Here is a 17,270-nt window from a genome sequence, read left to right on the forward strand (position 1 = left end):
GGGTTCGGGCCGGGTGAGACACCGGGTCAGAACGACTGACGCAGCAACGCCTCCACCGCGGCCTTGCGCTGGGGGCTCAGCCTCAGGCGCGTTCCGTCGCGCAGCACCACGACCCAGCCCTTGTCCACGTCGGGCTCCAGCTCGCGGATGCGGTCCACGTTGACCAGCAGCGAGCGATGGATGCGCACGAAGCGGCGCGGATGCAGCCACTGCTCCACCTGGTTCAATGTCTCGCGGAGCATGGGCGAACGGGTGCCCGCGTGGAGCACGACGTAGTTTCCCTCCGCCTCGCACCAGTCCAGCTCCTCGACGGGGATCAGCATCACCTTGCCGCCCGTCTTCACCGCGATGCGCTCCACCGGCTCGTCCCCGGTGACGCGCGCCGGTTCGGGAAGCGCGGGTGGAGCGTGGTGCTGTTCGAGCAGCGCGGACAGGTGCCGCAGCAGCTCCCGGTCCTTCCCCTGGGCACGCTGGCGCCGCGCCCGGTCCAGCGCGTCCTTGAAGCGCGCGTCGCTGAAGGGCTTGAGGAGGTAGTCCAGCGCGTGGGTTTCAAAGGCACGCACCGCGTACCGGTCGAAGGCGGTCACGAAGATGACGGGCGGCATCCGCTCCGCGCCCACCTCGCGCAGCACGTCGAAGCCATCACACCCCGGCATCTGCACGTCCAGGAAGACGAGGTCCGGCCGCTCGCGCAGGATGGCCGCGATGGCGTCCTTGCCTCCCTCGCACTCCTGCACGGCCGTGACGTCGGGCGCCTGGGCCAGCAGATGCGTCACGTTGCCCCGGGCCAGCGGCTCGTCGTCCACCACCAGGATGCGCCACGGTCCACCCCGCCCGGGCTCACCCATGGCGCGACTCCTCGAAAGGCAGCTCCACCCTCGCGACCACGCCACCCTCCGGCAGGTCCTCCAACACCAGGCCATACGGCTCGCCGTAGAGCTGCTGGATGCGGGCCCGGGTGTTGTTCACGCCAATGCCCATGCCCCGGACTCCTCCCGAGCGCAGCCCTGGCCCGTCATTCATCACCTCGAGCAACAGCCGGTCCCCCCGGCGCTCGGAGCGCACGTGGACCTGGCCCCGGGCCGCGCGACGGGCGATGCCGTGCTTGATGGCGTTCTCCACCAGGGGCTGGAGGATGAGCGCGGGGACCCGGGCCTTCAGCGTCTCCGGCGCCGGTGAGAACTGGATGGAGAGGTGCCCGCCGAACCGGAGCTGCTCGATGCCCAGGAAGCGGCGCACCAGCTCCAGCTCGTCCTCCAGCCGCACCTGGTGGTCGCCCTGGCCCTCCAGGCTCGCGCGCAGCAGGTGCCCCAGCTCCGCGAGCGCCTCCACCGCCTCCGGGTTGCGCTGCTGGCGGACCAGCCCCGCCACCGCGTCCAGCGTGTTGAAGAGGAAGTGCGGGTCGAGCTGCGAGCGCAGCGCCTGCAAGCGGGACTCCGCGAGCTCGAGCGCCAGGCGCGAGCGCGCCAGCTCCCGGTCGCGCAGCCGCCGCGTGGTCCGCAGCGCTGTCCAGGCCGCGAGGAAGAGCAGGTACTCGAAGTAGCCCACCGCGCCGCGCTCGAGCAGCAGGCCCCACAGACCTTGGGGAAAGGAAGTGCCGCGCGCGTCCCATTCCTGGAGCGCCGCCAGGACCGGCGAGAGCAGCAGCAGGTGAAGCTGGACGAAGCCCACGCCGGCCAGCAGCAGCACTCCCAGCCGGCGCGCCCCGTGTGGACTTTCGAGCGGCACGCGCTGGAAGACCATCAGCACCAACGGCCCGAGCAGCGCCCACGCGCTGTAGGGCACCAGCTCCAGGGCGAACTTGAGGAGCAGGTCGCGAGGCTCCACGGCATAGGCGCGCAGCGCGTGGGGGAGAGCGCCGAGGACTCCAGCGGCCATGCCCAGCGCCCAGACCCTCGCGGTCGAACGCAGACGGAGGGCAAGCTCCTTGCTCCCGTTGGACTCCCGCGAACCTTGATTCCTCTCGTCCAAGGCTCGCAGCGTAGCGGAGGAAGCCGCCCGTGAGCGGGTTCCGTTATGCTTTCCCCGAACCGTGACGCAACGCCTTCCAGACCGAGACCCCGGGGAGACCCCGCCCGAGCTGCGCGGCGGCACGTTGCATGTCCAGGGCGCGGAGGATGCCGAGCCGGTCGTGGACCGCGACCGCCGGGGCACCGGAGGGCGCCGCGCGTCCACGGCGCTGACCGCCCTGTTGGTGGCCGCGGGCCTCGCGCTGCCTGGCGTGGCGGTCTTCCTCCGCGGCACCACGAAGCCTCCCGCTGCCTCCGCCACCCCAAGCACGGCGCCGCCGGCGGCAGAGCCGGCCCTCCCGGAGCGCCAGCCCCTGCCCCTGCCCATCCTTCCGGAGCAGGTGGCGCGAACGCGAGCCCTCATCGAGGACGAGGCCCTTCCGCCGCTGGAGCGCTCGGAGGCGGCCCTGCGCCTGCTGGATGCCCACTGGGGCCGGGAGCGCTGGCGCTCGCTGGCCCGCGACGCGGAGCGCATCGCCCGGCTGGACCTGCCGCGCTTCGAGGACCGCCTCCCCGCCGAGCACGCCCGCTGGACGCGCATCATGGCCCTTTGGAACCTGAGGGAGTGGGACCCGATGACACAGGAAGGGGAGGTCTTCCTGCGGATGTATCCGGGCAGCCTCATGGCCAGCTCGGTCCAACTCCAGATGCGCAACGCCGCCCACACCCGTGAGTACGAAGCGCGGTGCCGCAAGGACAACGCGGAGACCCTCCTCAAGGCGGAGCAGCAAGCGGCGCTGGACATCGCGGAGCGCGAGAAGCGCGGTGAGCCCACCGGCCCCGTCCACCGCAAGCTGGCCCTCCTGCGCTGCACCGTCCCCGTGGGGATGTTCCACGAGGAGGCGCTCACGGCCTGCCGGGCGTTCCAGAAGGACTTCGGAGTCGGGTCCACGCCGGGCGAACTGGATGACTACCGGGACGCGCGAGGCCTGGAGATCCGGGCGCTCGTCGGCCTTCGCCGCTACTCCGAGGCCCGGAAGCTGCTCGCGGAGTTCCAGGCGTCCGACCCGGACGGCGACCAGCGGGTCAGCGCCGGGGCTGTCGTCAGGGGGCTTCCCGTCGACGCGGAGGAGTGACGGCACGACCATCGTGCCGCCACCCCCCAGGGACTACTGCGCCGGGAGCTTCGACACGAACGTGCCCGGGTCACCGGCGGACGCGTTGCCGTCGAGGACGCCGGTGAAGTAGCCGCCCAGGTAGAGGTTCCCGTCTCCGTCCAGGTTCAGCCCGTTGCTGTAGGCGGGCGCCGCGGCCCCCGCGTTCGTCGCCGCGTTCTGCTGCACCACCCACAGCCGGGTGCCCGCCGTGTCGAACTTCGCGACGAATCCGTGCGCCACGCTGGACAGGGTGTTGGTGGGATTGCCCACGTCCCCCTGTCCATGGCCGGTCAGGTACACCCCCGTGTCGTCGATGAAGATCCGGGTGCCCCAGACCCAGCTATTGGAGCCGATCTCCCGGGTCCACAGCAGCGTGCCCGCGCTGTCGTACTTGGCCAGGTAGGCATCCATGCCGGCCGTGCCGTTCGGGTTCCCACCCAGCCCGCCGTCGCTGTAGCCCGCCAGATAGACATTGCCCGCGGCATCGGTCGCGGAGCCATACAGCCAGACCATGTTCCCCGGGGAGCCGAGCTGCCGGGTCCACTGCTTCACGCCCGCGGCGTCGTACTTGACGATGAAGGCGTCCTGGTCGCCCGTGAGGGTGTTCCCATCCAGCCCTGCCTGGGTCCACCCGGAGACGTAGACGTTGCCCGAAGCATCGGCCGCGGCCCTGCGCCCGTTCGTGCTCGCGCCCGCCTTGCCCAACTGGCGGGTCCACTGCTTGACGCCCGTGGCGTCGAACTTGGTGACGAAGGCGTCGAAGGTTCCGATGCGCGTGTTCCCATCCACGCCGCCATTGGCGGTGCCGGCCAGGAAGGAGTTGCCGGCTCCATCCACCGCGGTGCCGTAGCCCTCCGTGAGGACGCCCGGAGCGCCGACCTGCCGGGTCCACTGACGGACGCCGGTGTAGCGGTACTTCGTCAGGAAGGCATCCCGCTCGCCCACGAGCGGCGCGCCATCCAGCGACCCGCTCGTGAAGCCCGCCACGAACATCTCCTCCCAGGTGCTGTTGCGCGCGATGTCGTAACCCAGGGTGACACCCCCCGGGACGCCGATCTGCTTCGACCACAGGACGTTGCCGTTCCAGTCACGCGCGTGGAGGAAGGCGTCCATCAGGCCCACCATCGGGTTGCCCAGCAGTCCGCCCGTCGTGATGCCCGCGGCGTAGGAGCGTCCGGCCGGGTCTCCGGCCATTCCCTGCACCTGGGCCCAGGTCCCCGCGGCGCCCGCGCTCCGCGTCCAGAGCGCGGTGACGGGGGTGTAGGGGACGGTGTTCGCGCAGTGGATCAGCTCCAACTGGCGGATGGAGACGACCTCGATGCCCGCGCGAGCGTCGTTGTCGTCCGTCACGTTCAGCCGGAAGTAGAGGTTCGTCGCGGGGGCGGCGAGCGTGAACTCACGCCGCTCGTAGCCGGCCCAGTTCGTCTGGTTGGTGCGGGTATCGATGGCCTCCCAGGTCAAGCCGTTCCAGGCCTGCAGCGTCCAGTTCTTCGGGGCGCGCGAGGTGAGGGTCGAGCCGTTGTTGAAGACGATGGCATAGCGATGGATGGTCACGGGGTTCGTGGGCATCTCGTAGCCGATCCACGCGGGCGTGTTGCCCCGCGCGGAGATCCACATCGACGTGGAGGAGGCGGCGTCGAAGGCCTTCCAGGCCTCGTACTCCGCGCTGTACGCACTGGAGCGCGTGACGACGCCGGCGGGGGTCGTCGAGCCCGTCATGACGGGCATCGCGTTGACGCAGGTGAGCCCCTGCTCGACGGTGCCCGTGTCGGTCTCGGACACGATGGGCACGGTGTCGGGCGGCGCTTCCCCCTGACAACCCGGAGTGGACGCCAGGACCAGCGCGCCCGTGAGAAGGGTGCTTCGAAGGGTGTTGAGGATGTTCACGGTGTCTCCTTGGGACCCGTGCGGACCGCCGCACGGCGCAAGGGGAGATACCGGCGTGCGCTGGGACGCCCGGGCGTTATGTGACGAGACCTCCGGAGCGCGGGACGAAACCGCCCGGAGCCGGGATGAAGCCCTCGGGCTTCGTCAGGCCCCGCGAGACCGCGAGGACTTCCAAGCGAGGGGCACGAGCACACCCGCGATGGCGGCCTTGAGCAGACCTCCCCGGGATGCCCTCGCCCCGGATGGCTTCCCCGGCGGGCGGCGGGATGGCCTGGGAGTCAGTCGCGCGGCGCCAGGATTTCATCCAAGAGCGCCGGTGTGCCCTCGACCCGCCGCAGCCGGGGATAGCGCAAGCCTTCATGCCAGGGAATGAGGGCGGAGCGCGTGGCCGTGCCCTGCCGCCAGGAGAGCCGCAAGGGCTCCTGGCGCGCGGTGGCCTTGACGGCGTCCTTCAGCCGTTGCGCGTCGTAGGGGCTCCCGTTCACGGCCGTCACCACCGCGCCCGGCAGCAGGCCCACCTCGAAGGCCGGCCTCTCCCACTCCACCCGGAGCACCTTTCCGTCCTTCGCGAGCGTCATGCCGAGGGAGTCGCTGAGGTCCACGTTCCCGCTCGCCGCTTCGGCGCGCCGGACGGCATCCGTGGGTTGGTCGCTCCAGGTGAGCGCGTAGCCGCCTCGGGTGATTCCCCCCAGGGGTGGGGCGTCGTGCGTCTCTTCAATCCGGGAGCGGAAGAAGCCTGACCAGTCATGGGGGAGGATGTCATTGAGCGTGGTGACGATGTCTTCCAGCGTGTACGTCATCGTTCCCTGGCTGCCCGGGCGCACGCCGAAGAACGCGCGAGCGAAGTCATCCAGCGACCTACGGCCGCCACTGCGCTCCCGGATGAGCGTGTCGGCCTCCAGCCAGATCAACTGGCCCTCGGAGTACGCATCGAACATGTCGCGCTGCCAGCCCCTCCAGGAGAGCGCCTTGCGTCGCTGCACGATGGCGTCGTTCGTCACGTCCCGGAGCGGGCGCCAGCGCCGGCCGGGACGGCTGGCCATGGCCGCCGCGGTCGCGGCCAGGTCATCGAGCGCGTCCTCCCGCGTCCACAAACCCGCCCGGGTGGTGAGCACGTCCTGCCAGTAATAGGTCAAGCCCTCGAACACCCAGAGCAGCGAATCTCGCTCCGGCGTGTTGAAGTCTGGCGTCCACATCTCCGCCGGGCGGCGGAACACGCCGTTCCACGAATGGGCGAACCCATGCGCCAGCCGGCCCCGTTGCTCGGGCCGGTCCTTCCAGGTCGTGAAGAAGTCGGCGGGCAGGGCGTTCTCGCCCGCGCGGAGGTGTTCGAAGTAGCTGGGGCCGAAGCCGTCCGCCATCCAGACCATCAGGTCGTAATGGTCATAATGCCGCGAGCCGAAGAGCCGGTAGGCCTGTTGCACCAGCGCCTGGTAGCCATGGACGAAGCCGGGAGGCGGTTCGAGGCTCGCGGCGTCGTCGGCGACGATGTTCGCGTGGACCGGGACGGGGTCCTCGCTCAACAGGATGCGTTTGAAGGCGCGGCCGGCAATCACGGGTGAGTCGACCAGCGTGTCCAGCGTCACCGGCTGGAACCAGACCTCATCGCCGTTCCGTTTTGCGACGGTCAGCGGCGAGGCGAACTCCCAGGAGGGCGGCAGCTTCACGCTGGCCTGGTAGGTGATGCGCCGGGCGTAATGGCCCGCGGGATACAGCACCAGGTTGTGCCATTGCAGGTCCAGCATCGTGGACGTGGCCACCACCGGGCCCACGCGCGGCTCGGTGGCGCCAAGGAACTGGAAGAGCACGTCGATGGACGTCACGCCGGCGGGGACGTCGATATGGAATGCCGCGACCTGGACGGCGTCGCGGGTCCACGCAATGACTCGCTTCCCGGCCTGGACCTTCAGCCCCGCGAGTCCGTCCAACTGCCCGGTGGGCCCGTGGTCCCCTGGAAGCCATTGCGGAAAGAGCAGCGTCAACCGCCTCCCGGGCATGACCGGGAGGGTTTCCGTGACGCGGAAGAGACCGCGCGCCGTGTCGGTGGCATCGACGCGCAGTCGGATGGTGCCGGGGAAGGGCGTGTCTCGCGGCGCCTCGATGGGCGGCGGCATGGGCGCGGGTTGGGGCAGCGGCCAGGACTGGGATGCGGAAGGGGCCTGCGCGTGCGCCGCCGCTGAAACCATCCAGACGGCCACCGCGGTGACAACGAATGGCATGACCCTGACGCTTCGAGGAGGGGCGGGAGAGGCCGGCATGACCGGCGTCGTATCCCGGACGCGCCTTGCCGAAAAACCCGAAGTCTGGAAGCCTGGGTTCGAGGAAATCGAACGATGCTTCCCCGGATCAACCTGGACATGGATGTCTTGCGGACGTTCGTGACCGCCTTCGAGCTGGGCAGCTTCGCCCGGGCCGCCGCACGGGTGGGCCGTTCGCCGTCAGCGGTGAGCTCCCAACTGCGCAAGCTGGAGGAACAGGTGGGCCGCGCGCTGGTCGAGCGCTCCGGAAGAGGCCTGGTCCTGACCGGGGCGGGGGAGGCGCTGCTGGGCCACGCGCGGCGGATCCTCGAATTGAATGATCAGACCGTGGCCAGCTTGCGAGGCAGCGAGTTGGAGGGCGAGGTCCGTCTGGGATTGCCGCAGGACTTCGCTGAGACCTGGCTGCCCCGGGTGCTCAGCGCCTTCGCGCGCGCCCATCCGGCGGTGCGCATCGAGGTGCGCACCGAGCGCAACGCCCACCTCGTCAACCACGTCATGACGGGCAAGCTGGACCTCGCGCTCGCCTGGAGCAGTGGCGCGCGGGGATGCAGTGAGCGCGTCGCCGAGCTGCCGCTCGTGTGGATTGGCCCGCCTGGCTGGCAGGGCACGGGGAGTCGCGGCCAGCCGCTGCCGCTCATCGCCTTCGAAGCGCCATGCATCTTCCGGGAGGCCTGCACGACCGCCTTGGACCGGAAGGGGCTCGCCTGGCGGATCGCCTTCGCGAGCCCGAGCCTCGCGGGCCTCTGGGCCGCGGCCGAGGCGGGGCTGGGCGTGACGCTGCGGACGGCCTTCGGCCTGCCGAAGACGCTGGCCGTGCTGGAGCCCGGCCCCGCGGGCCTGCCCGCGCTCGGGAGCATTCCGGTGCACCTGCTCAGGGCCGAACGGGAGCCGAGCGAGACCGTGGCCCAGCTCGCGGGCATCCTGCGGGAAGCGCTCGCGCAGGAGCTGACGACACCCCGGCGGTCACGGCCGCGCGGCGCACGCTGACGCCCAGCCCGTCCGCGCTGCTTCAGGCCGCGCGAGGCCGGAGGTATCTCCAGGCGAGGGGCATGAGCAGTCCCGCGACGACCGCCTTGAGCAGACCTCCCGGGATGAACGGGAGGAAGCCCTTCTGGAAGGCCGTGGCGAAGTCGAGCCCGGCCTTCACCTGGAGCCAGCACACGCCCAGGGTCAGGACCAGGAGCTGGCCCGCGAGGAAGAGCGGAGCCGCCGTCCACCACCGCCGGTCGTATCCGTGGCGCGCGGCGAGGCCCACGAGGAACGCGGCGGGGAGGAAGCCCACCAGGAAGCCACCGGTAGGCCCGGTGAGCGCGCCCCAGCCGCTGGCGCCCTTCGCGAAGAAGGGCAGGCCCACCGCGCCCAGCAGGAGATAGGCGGCCTGCGCGGCCACGCCCCGCCCGGGTCCGAGCGCCGCCGCCGTGAGGACGACCGCGAGCGTCTGTCCCGTGACCGGCACCGGTGAGCCCGGCACGGAGAGGGCGACCTGGGCCAGCAGCGCGGTGAAGAGCGCCGCGCCCAGGACGAGCGCGCCCTCCTGGACGCGCGTTCGCGCGAAGCGGTCGGCCAGGACGCTGGCGGACGAAGAGGGCAGGGGAGACACGGGGCGCGATGCTCGGTGAGGACGCACCGGGGTGCAAGGCTTCCCGCGCGGTGCATGGGACGCGCGCGGGCGTCATGAACCGGCTACCGTCCCGGTCTTCTCGTGGTCGGAGGCCTTCGCTTTGACGAATCCCCTGCTCGGCACGCTCTCCCTGGTCCCGGTGACTTCGCTCTACGCCGCGCTCAACGCCTTCCTCACGCTGGCGCTCTCCGCCAACGTCAGCCGGGTCCGCACCCAGCACAAGGTGTTCCGGGGCGACGGCGGACATGCCGGCCTGAGCGCCGCCATCCGCGCGCATGGCAACAACATCGAGCAGGTCCCCCTGGCGCTCATCCTGCTGCTGCTGGCGGAGCTGAGCGGCGGGAACTCGACGGCGCTCCATGTCTTCGGCGGCGCGCTGCTCGTGGCACGCCTGGGGCACGCCTTCGGAATGCTCCGCGCGAGCCCCATCCAGGCGGTCGGCGCCGTGCTGACCCTCGTCGTGCAACTGGGGCTGGCGGGGTGGGTGCTCTGGCTGCGGCCCTGGGGCTGAAGCAGCATCCCCAGGGCGCGAGCTTCAGGGGCTACCGCTTGACGATGTTCAGGTGGACGTTGCCGCACTCACCCCCGTAGCCCTCGACGATGATGAGCAACTGGGTGCCCTTGATGAGCGTGAGGGTGATGCCGGACGTCAAGAGGTCGCCCGTGTCATCGTTGCACTTCAGGACCTCGTTCGTGGCCTTGTAGTTCCGGATCTCCATGATGGTGTCGAAGTTGGAGTTCCTCGTGCTGAACGAATACGTCGCCGTCTCGGGGACCCTCCACACCCAGGAGACGTCTCGCGACGACCCCGAGCGGCACGTGGTCGCCCACTGATTGCTCGCCGTGCAGCTCGTGGGATAGGTCGCGACCGGGGCGCCCATGGCGCTCCCCAGGTCTCCCGCGAGCGTCTGCGCCTCCACGCGCCGGGGCTCCTCGGACTGGCTGTCGTCCAGGACCTCGGCCTCTCCGGGAACGGAGCCGTCAAGCTCCTCACCCTCCGGAAGAGGACCGCAAGCACCGAGGAACAACGCACACGAGGCCACACCCACAAGGGATTTGCCGATGTTCGACATGGTTCACCTGGGCACGCCGCCATCCAGGACAGGAAGGCCGCCTCCCCCGCATGGGGAAATCCAGCCGGACGGACACGGATGGCAAGGTCCGCCTTGAACTGAAGAGTGCCTCTCCCTGGCAATGACAGCCATTGCCCCAGCCGGCCACGACACGGGTCATTTGTGGATAGTATGGATTCTCTGTATTCCCAGTCTCCCAATGAATGAGATGAGAGGGGGCGGTCCTAACCCACGTCTTCCCTTGCCCGCGCCCGGACCTCCGCCGCGAACAGCTCCGCCGCGGGCGTGCGCGGGGCGCCCTTGCGCCAGAGGAGCGCCGCCAGCTCCGAGCGGGGCGCCGGAGACAGCCGCTTCACCACCAGCCGCTCCGCGTCCGCGAGCCTCGGCTCCGGAAGCACCGTGACGGCGAGGCCCGCGCGGACGATGGCCAGCACGGTGGCCACCGCGTTCGACTCGAGCGCGATGCGAGGCGCGAACCGCATCGCCGCGAAGTGCGCGTCCACGCGGGCGCGCACCCGCAGGCCGCGTGACAGGAGCGCGAAAGGCTCCTCCGCGAGCAGCTTCACCCCCACGGACTCCGCGCCCGCCAGCGCATGGCCTCGTCCGACGACGAGCGCGAGCCGGCTGTCGAAGACGGGCTCCGCGTCCAGGTCCGCCAGCCGCGCGGGCGCATAGCCCAGTCCCACGTCCAGCTTGCCGTCCGTGAGCTGCCGCTCCAGCTTCCGGACCACGGCCTCCTGCGCGCTCAGCGCCAGCCCGGGGTGTCTGCGCAGCACCGCCGCCAGCGCCGGCACCACCAGGCCGCGCATGCTCGGGGGATAGCCCACGCGCAGCGCCCCCGTGGCGAGTCCGCGCAGCGCGCCCACCGCGGACAGGCCCGCGTTCACGTCCTCCAGCGCGCGGGAGGCATAGGTGCGGAACAGCTCCCCGGCCTGCGTGAGGCGCACCCCGGTGCGAGCCCTCTCGAAGAGCGGGGTGCCGACCTCCTCCTCCAACTGGTGGATTTGATGCGACAGCGTGGGCTGGGAGACGTGCAACCGCCGCGCGGCGCGCCCGAAGTGCAGCGCGTCCGCGACGGCGGAGAAGTAGCGCAGGTGTCGAAGCTCCATGGAGCCATCATAGACGGCATCTATCGGCTCGATGAAAACAGACGAATGTACGAATCGAGGCCCCCGGGTACATCTTCCTCGTCACCGAAGGAGGGGCACCCCATGAAGGCATCGGATCTGTTCGTGAAGGCGCTCGAAGCGGAGGGCGTGCGCTGCGTCTACGGACTCCCCGGCGAGGAGAACCTGGACCTGCTGGAGTCCATGCGCACCGCCGGCATGCGGCTGGTCGTCACACGGCACGAGCAGGCGGCCGGGTTCATGGCCGCCACGCAGGGACGGCTCACCGGGCGCGCGGGCGTGTGTCTGGCGACGCTGGGGCCTGGGGCCACCAACCTCGTCACCGCGGCCGCGTACGCGCAGCTTGGCGCCATGCCCATGGTGATGCTCACCGGCCAGAAGCCCATCAAGGTGAGCAAGCAGGGGCACTTCCAGATCGTCGACGTCGTCGGGATGATGCGGCCGCTCACCAAGTCGACCCGCACGCTCGTCTCCGCGGAGCACGTGCCCTCGGCGGTGCGTGAGGCCTTCCGCCGCGCGGAGGAGGAGCGCCCCGGCGCCACCCACCTGGAGCTGCCCGAGGACGTGGCGCGCGAGTCCTCCGAGGCCCTGCCCCTGTCGCCGGGCGTCGCGCGCAGGCCGGTGGCGGACGAGGCGTCCATTGCCCAGGCGGTGGAGGCGCTCGCGTCGGCCCGCCGTCCGCTGTTGATGATTGGCGCGGGGGCGAACCGCAAGCTGACGTCGGAGATGCTCCGCGCCTTCGTGGACCGCGTGGGCCTGCCCTTCTTCAGCACGCAGATGGGCAAGGGCGTGGTGGATGAAACCCATCCGCTGTGGATGGGCACCGCCGCGCTGTCGGACGGCGACTTCGTCCACCGCGCCATCGAGGCCTCGGACTGCATCCTCAACGTAGGCCATGACGTCATCGAGAAGCCGCCGTTCGTCATGCGCGACGGCCGCCGCACGGTCATCCACCTGAACTTCTCCTCGGCGGAGGTCGACCCCGTGTACTTCCCGCAGGTGCAGGTGACGGGAGACCTGGCGAACGCCGTGTGGCGCATCGCGGAGGGCGTGGGCCCGCGCTCGCATTGGGACTTCACGCCCTTCGAGAAGTCGCGTGCGGGGCTCGACGCGCAGTTCGTCAGCGGCGCCGCGGACGACCGCTTCCCCATCTACCCCGCGCGGCTGGTCGCGGAGGTGCGCCGCGCCATGCCGGAGGACGGCGTCGTGTGCCTGGACAACGGCATGTACAAGCTGTGGTTCGCCCGCTACTACCGCTGCCGCCGGCCCAACACGCTCTTGCTCGATAACGCGCTCGCGACGATGGGCGCGGGCCTGCCGTCCGCCATCGCCGCGAAGCTGGTGCATCCCCGGCGCAAGGTGGTGGCCGTCTGCGGTGACGGCGGGTTCATGATGAACTCGCAGGAGCTGGAGACGGCGGTGCGCCTGAGGCTGGACCTGACGGTCATCGTCGTGCGCGACGACGGCTACGGGATGATCCGCTGGAAGCAGGAGGAGATGGGCCTGCCGGACTTCGGGATGACGTTGGGCAACCCGGACTTCGTCCGCTACGCGGAGGCCTACGGCGCACGAGGCCACCGTCCGGCGAGCGCCACCGAGTTCGGCGCCACGCTCACGCGCTGCCTGGAGTCGGGCGGCGTGCACGTCATCGACCTGCCCATCGACTACACGGACACCGCGCGGGCGCTCGGTGCCGGTCCCCTGGTGGAGTCGTGAGCCATGGGCACACACGTGAAAGAGAGGAACGCCATGCTGGCTGAGCGCTACCCGTACTACCTGGCCAACCGGCCCCAGCAGTCCAACGCGGAGCTGCCCGTCACCGACAAGTACACAGGGGAGGTCGTCACGCGAGTGGCCGTCGCGGACGCGGCCGCCGTGGAGGAGGCCATCGCCGCGGCGGTGCGCGCGACGGGGCCCATGCGCAAGCTTGCGCCGTATGCCCGGCAGCAGGTGCTGGAGCACTGCGTGCGCCGCTTCCAGGAGCGGGCAGAGGAGTTCGCGCTCGCCCTCTGCATCGAGGCAGGCAAGCCGCTGCGCGACGCGCGGGCGGAGGTCACCCGGCTCATCGAGACCTTCAAGGCGGCGGCGGAGGAGGCGGTGCGCGGCGGCGGCGAGGTCCTCAACCTGGAGGTGTCACCGCGTACGGCGGGCTACCGGGGCTTCACCCAGCGCGTGCCGGTGGGGCCGTGCTCGTTCATCACGCCGTTCAATTTCCCGTTCAACCTGGTGGCGCACAAGGTGGCGCCCGCCATCGCCGCGGGCTGCCCCTTCATCCTCAAGCCATCGGACCGCACGCCGGTGAGCGCGCTGCTCATGGCGGAGGTGCTCGCGGAGACGGCGCTGCCCGAAGGCGCCTTCTCCGTGCTGCCCACGCGGCTGGAGGACGTGGGGCCGTTCATCGAGGACGACCGGCTGAAGCTGTTGTCGTTCACCGGCTCGGAGAGGGTGGGCTGGGATTTGAAGGCCCGCGCGGGCCGCAAGAAGGTGGTGCTGGAGCTGGGCGGCAACGCGGCCTGCGTGGTGGACGCGGACCAGGCCGGGCGCCTGGACTTCGTCGCGGACCGCATCACCCAGGGAGCCTTCTTCCAGGCGGGGCAGAGCTGCATCTCGGTGCAGCGCGTGCTCGCGCACGAGTCGGTTTACGACGCGCTGAAGGAGCGGCTCGTCACGAGGGCGAAGGCCCTGCGCGCGGGCAATCCCCGGGATGAAGCCACCACGCTGGGGCCGCTGATTGACGAGCCCGCGGCGCGGCGGCTGGAGGGCTGGATTCAACAGGCCGTGGAGCGGGGGGCCCGGGTGTTGACGGGAGGAGGGCGGCGCGGCGCGCTGCTCGAAGCCACCGTGCTGGAGGGCGTGCCGGAGGACGCGGCGCTGTGCGCGGAGGAGGCCTTCGGCCCGGTGGTGCTGCTCCAGCCGTTCCACGACTTCGACGAGGCATTGCACCGGGTGAATGACAGCCGTTACGGATTGCAGGCGGGCCTCTTCACCCAGGACCTGTCCCAGGCGATGCGGGCCTGGGATGAACTGGAGGTGGGTGGGGTCGTCGTTGGAGACGTGCCCAGCTTCCGGGTGGACACCATGCCCTACGGCGGCGTGAAGGGCTCCGGGCTGGGCCGCGAGGGCGTGAAGTACGCCATCGAGGACATGACGGAGGTGCGGCTGCTGGTGCTGCGTCAGCACAGTCCCACCGGCTTTTGAAGGCTGTCGTCCTGCTATGAACTCAGTTCTCCAGCTTCTGGCATTGGGTCCCTCCGTTGGCGTTCTTCACGTAATACATCAGGCCGACGTTCGGATCCTTGAGGACCGACCCGAAGGCAGACGCGAACGCATTGAAGTCCGTGAAGAAGACGTGACTGCTGAAGTTGGGATCGCGGTAGTAGATGCAGTCCTTCTTGACGCTGACGCCGCACAGGGCGATGGCGTGCGTGGCCGCACCCGTCGTCGAGACCAACGGGCACTTGTAGGCGGCGAACCCGACCGAGCCCGTGTAGTTGTGTACCGTGGTGCTGTCGATCGCTCCCATGCTGAGCGGAGAGCCACACCAGAGCGGGCCGTGCTCCTTCATGAAGACGTCGAGTTTGCTGGTGCTGCCCAGAATCGACATCGTCGTCAGCTTGTCCAGACCCTTGAAGCCCAGCATCGTCAGCAGATAGCCGCGAGCGAAACCCTGCTTCTTCCATTCCATGAATTGTTGCAGTGACGCCTCGACTTCCTGGGTGCTGTGCTTCTTGGTCGCGACGAAGCTGCTTTCAATCTGGCTGCGGTAGAAGCGGATGTCCTTTTCGTCATGCTGCCCGGTCAGGACCTGGAGGACTTCGTCCAGTCCGTCGAACTGCCTGCCTTCAAGCTGGCTGAGGGAGCCCTTGATGCCGGAGGGCAAGGGCAGGTCCTGCTGCCGGATGAAGCTGGGTGTTGGCACCAGCTTCGCATTCGTGGGGTTGAACAGGGAGTCCGGCAGGAGATCCCACTTGTAGGTGGGCTCCAGCGCCTTGAACCCCGTCTGGCTCAGCGCAGGGTTGACCTGCACCTTGTCCTTGTTCATCGACGAGCCCATGAAGTTCTTGTGCGCGAGCAACAGATCCTGATCGCCCAGGTTGTTCAGGTTCTGGTTGTTGGCGGCGATGAAGGTGCTGATCTTCCGGATGAGGGAGATCCACTTCTGGCCGGGGGGAGGCCATGGCTCATGGCAGCGGGCCACCATCTTGGCCGCGTAGTACCAGCACGTCGGGCCCTTCTGGGCGTTGGTCGAGTTGCCGATGGGAGGCACCGCGTAGAGGATCGACATGGCGCTCCGACCATAATCCAGGCGTAGAGTGCGACGTCATGGCACGTCGCGGAACCTGGCAGGGATGGGCCGTCGCATCCGCCTACTGGACGCTGGCCGGCCTGGCGGCCGCGAGCGAATCCCACTCCGTGGGTGGGATGGAATGGGGACATGCGCTGCTCACGTCGATGGTGGCGCACCTCCTCTGGGTGCCCCTCAGCATCGCCATCCTCGAATTCGGGCTGCGCTTCCCGCTGGAGCGGCGGCGGGCGACGTCGCGGGTCGCGCTCCACGTGGCCGGAGCGCTCGCCGTCTCGTTCATCCGCGCGGCGTTGATCTTCTCCCTGGACCCCTGGGTCGGCTGGTACGCGCAGCGTCCTCCCTTCCTGGACGTGCTCCAGCACGCGCTGCTCTCCAACCCGTTCGTCTATCTGACCGTGCTCGGCGTGGCGCACGCCGTCCACTACGCGGACCTGCTCCACCTGCGGGACACCCAGTTGGCCCGAGCGCAGTTGCACGCGCTCAAGGCGCAGCTCCACCCCCACTTCCTCTTCAACACGCTGAACTCCATCTCCGCGCTCGTGCACTGCGACCCGCACGGGAGCGAGCGGATGATCGCGCGGCTGAGCGACCTGCTCCGCGGCACGCTCGACGCCGCGGGCACGGAGGAGGTGTCGCTCCAGGAGGAGCTGCGAGCGCTACAGCCCTACCTGGACATCCAGGGGGTGCGCTTCGCGGACCGGCTCACGGTGAAGCACGACATCGCGCGGGACGCGCTCGGGGCCCACGTCCCGCATCTGGTGCTCCAGCCGCTCGTGGAGAACGCCATCCAGCATGGAATCGCTCCGGGGTCGGAGCCAGGGACGGTGACGCTGGTCGCGCGGCGTCAGGGGCCCGAGCTCCACCTGGAGGTCCGCGACGACGGCGTCGGCCTCAAGGAGCGCCCGGCGGACATCTCCCAGGGCGTGCGCGGCGGACGGGGGCTGCGCATCACCCGCGAGCGCCTGGTGCAGTTGTATGGCGGCGCCCACCGGCTGGAGCTCCGGGACGCGGTGGGCGGCGGCACCACGGTGGCGCTCGCCATTCCCTTCCGCACGGAGCCCTCCCCATGAGCGCCGCCATGCGCGTGCTCATCGTCGACGACGAGCCGCTCGCCCGTCAGCGCCTGAAGGACCTGCTGGCGGAGGCCCCGGACATGCACCTGGTGGGGGAGTGCCGCAATGGCCATGAAGCCATCGCGGCCATCGGGGCCGAGCGTCCGGACCTCGTGCTGCTGGACGTGGAGATGCCCGGCACGGACGGCTTCGGCGTCCTCCGGGCGCTGGCCCCCGGCCCCGCGCCCGCGGTCATCTTCGTGACGGCCCACCGGGACTTCGCGGTGCAGGCGTTCGACGCCAACGCGCTCGACTACCTGCTCAAGCCCTTCGACCGCGAGCGCTTCCGCGCGAGCCTGGAGCGCGCGCGCGACCGGCGGCGGACCGGGCCGTCCTCCCTGGACGCGGCGCTGCTCGAACGGCTCGAGTCGCTCGCCGCCCGTCCCTCGGCCGCGCCCGCGCGCTACGTGACGCGGCTCGTGGCCCGGGTGGGGTGGCGCATGCGCTTCCTCCCGGTGGAGGACATCGACTACCTGACGGCGGAGGGGAACTACGTCGCCGTGCACGTGGGAAAGCAGTCGCACCTCACGCGCGAGACGATGGCGGCGCTGGAGGAGAAGCTCGACCCCGGGCAGTTCCTGCGCGCGCACCGCTCGTTCATCGTGCGGTTGGACCGCATCGAGGAGGTGGAGCCGCTTCCCCCCGGTGAGTACGTGTTCGTCCTGCGGGATGGCACGCGGCTGACGTCGGGCCGCAGCTACCGCGCGCAGGTGCAACGCGCGCTGGAGCTGTCGACGTGAGGCCGCCTTCCACCGTTCGTCCCTGACCCTCCACGGTTCG

General features: G+C 70.1%; 15 protein-coding genes. 7 read left to right on the top strand and 8 right to left on the bottom strand.

The window, feature by feature from the left end:
* Positions 1-26: 26 nt before the first annotated feature.
* Together K8612_RS08180 and K8612_RS08185 are read right to left on the bottom strand one after the other, a co-directional pair.
* Entirely contained in the window at positions 27-848 is an 822-nt protein-coding gene (locus K8612_RS08180; protein WP_223761872.1) for a LytTR family DNA-binding domain-containing protein, read from the bottom strand.
* The gene (locus K8612_RS08185; RefSeq protein ID WP_223761873.1) at positions 841-1,878 is read right to left on the bottom strand and encodes a sensor histidine kinase; all 1,038 of its coding nucleotides are present in this window, start codon (positions 1,876-1,878) and stop codon (positions 841-843) included. The genes K8612_RS08180 and K8612_RS08185 overlap by 8 nt, the downstream gene beginning before the upstream one ends.
* Positions 1,879-2,032: 154 nt before the next feature.
* Between K8612_RS08185 and K8612_RS08190 the strand changes: the two genes are divergently transcribed.
* On the top strand, positions 2,033-3,085 hold the full coding sequence (locus tag K8612_RS08190) for a hypothetical protein (protein WP_223761874.1): 1,053 nt from the start codon (positions 2,033-2,035) through the stop codon (positions 3,083-3,085).
* 33 nt (positions 3,086-3,118) lie between these two features.
* Here the strand turns inward: K8612_RS08190 and K8612_RS08195 are convergent, their stop codons facing one another.
* Both K8612_RS08195 and K8612_RS08200 read right to left on the bottom strand, forming a co-directional pair.
* On the bottom strand, positions 3,119-4,993 hold the full coding sequence (locus K8612_RS08195; protein WP_223761875.1) for an SBBP repeat-containing protein: 1,875 nt from the start codon (positions 4,991-4,993) through the stop codon (positions 3,119-3,121).
* 278 nt (positions 4,994-5,271) lie between these two features.
* Positions 5,272-7,212 (bottom strand): M61 family metallopeptidase, encoded by a 1,941-nt coding sequence (locus tag K8612_RS08200; protein WP_223761876.1) that lies wholly within the window; start codon positions 7,210-7,212, stop codon positions 5,272-5,274.
* Between the two features lie 114 nt (positions 7,213-7,326).
* Between K8612_RS08200 and K8612_RS08205 the strand changes: the two genes are divergently transcribed.
* Positions 7,327-8,238, top strand: a complete 912-nt coding sequence (locus K8612_RS08205; protein ID WP_223761877.1) for a LysR substrate-binding domain-containing protein — start codon at positions 7,327-7,329, stop codon at positions 8,236-8,238.
* 22 nt (positions 8,239-8,260) lie between these two features.
* Here the strand turns inward: K8612_RS08205 and K8612_RS08210 are convergent, their stop codons facing one another.
* On the bottom strand, positions 8,261-8,851 hold the full coding sequence (locus K8612_RS08210; protein WP_223761878.1) for a biotin transporter BioY: 591 nt from the start codon (positions 8,849-8,851) through the stop codon (positions 8,261-8,263).
* Between the two features lie 121 nt (positions 8,852-8,972).
* Here K8612_RS08210 and K8612_RS08215 point away from each other — a divergent pair, with 121 nt between their 5' ends.
* Positions 8,973-9,383 (top strand): MAPEG family protein, encoded by a 411-nt coding sequence (locus K8612_RS08215; protein ID WP_223761879.1) that lies wholly within the window; start codon positions 8,973-8,975, stop codon positions 9,381-9,383.
* 31 nt (positions 9,384-9,414) lie between these two features.
* Here K8612_RS08215 and K8612_RS08220 read toward each other — a convergent pair whose 3' ends face one another.
* Both K8612_RS08220 and K8612_RS08225 read right to left on the bottom strand, forming a co-directional pair.
* Positions 9,415-9,900 (bottom strand): hypothetical protein, encoded by a 486-nt coding sequence (locus K8612_RS08220; protein WP_223761880.1) that lies wholly within the window; start codon positions 9,898-9,900, stop codon positions 9,415-9,417.
* A 269-nt stretch (positions 9,901-10,169) separates the two neighbouring features.
* Positions 10,170-11,054 carry a LysR substrate-binding domain-containing protein gene (locus K8612_RS08225; RefSeq protein WP_223761881.1) on the bottom strand — a complete coding sequence of 295 codons (885 nt, stop codon included), beginning with the start codon at positions 11,052-11,054 and terminating at the stop codon, positions 10,170-10,172.
* A gap of 102 nt (positions 11,055-11,156) precedes the next feature.
* Between K8612_RS08225 and K8612_RS08230 the strand changes: the two genes are divergently transcribed.
* Complete coding sequence (locus tag K8612_RS08230; RefSeq protein WP_223761882.1) at positions 11,157-12,788, top strand: acetolactate synthase large subunit; 1,632 nt, start codon at positions 11,157-11,159, stop codon at positions 12,786-12,788.
* A 33-nt stretch (positions 12,789-12,821) separates the two neighbouring features.
* Positions 12,822-14,270, top strand: coding sequence for an aldehyde dehydrogenase family protein (locus tag K8612_RS08235; RefSeq protein WP_223761883.1), 1,449 nt, complete (start codon positions 12,822-12,824; stop codon positions 14,268-14,270).
* A 22-nt stretch (positions 14,271-14,292) separates the two neighbouring features.
* On the opposite strand, the gene K8612_RS08240 is transcribed toward K8612_RS08235, so the two are convergent.
* On the bottom strand, positions 14,293-15,357 hold the full coding sequence (locus tag K8612_RS08240; protein WP_223738738.1) for a hypothetical protein: 1,065 nt from the start codon (positions 15,355-15,357) through the stop codon (positions 14,293-14,295).
* Between the two features lie 38 nt (positions 15,358-15,395).
* Here K8612_RS08240 and K8612_RS08245 point away from each other — a divergent pair, with 38 nt between their 5' ends.
* Both K8612_RS08245 and K8612_RS08250 read left to right on the top strand, forming a co-directional pair.
* Complete coding sequence (locus tag K8612_RS08245; protein WP_223761884.1) at positions 15,396-16,448, top strand: sensor histidine kinase; 1,053 nt, start codon at positions 15,396-15,398, stop codon at positions 16,446-16,448.
* Positions 16,445-17,230: a LytTR family DNA-binding domain-containing protein gene (locus tag K8612_RS08250; RefSeq protein ID WP_223761885.1), complete on the top strand. Its 786-nt coding sequence runs from the start codon at positions 16,445-16,447 to the stop codon at positions 17,228-17,230. The genes K8612_RS08245 and K8612_RS08250 overlap by 4 nt, the downstream gene beginning before the upstream one ends.
* Positions 17,231-17,270 lie beyond the last annotated feature (40 nt).

This window comes from Corallococcus sp. AS-1-6, from assembly GCF_020037015.1.
GTDB lineage: Bacteria > Myxococcota > Myxococcia > Myxococcales > Myxococcaceae > Corallococcus.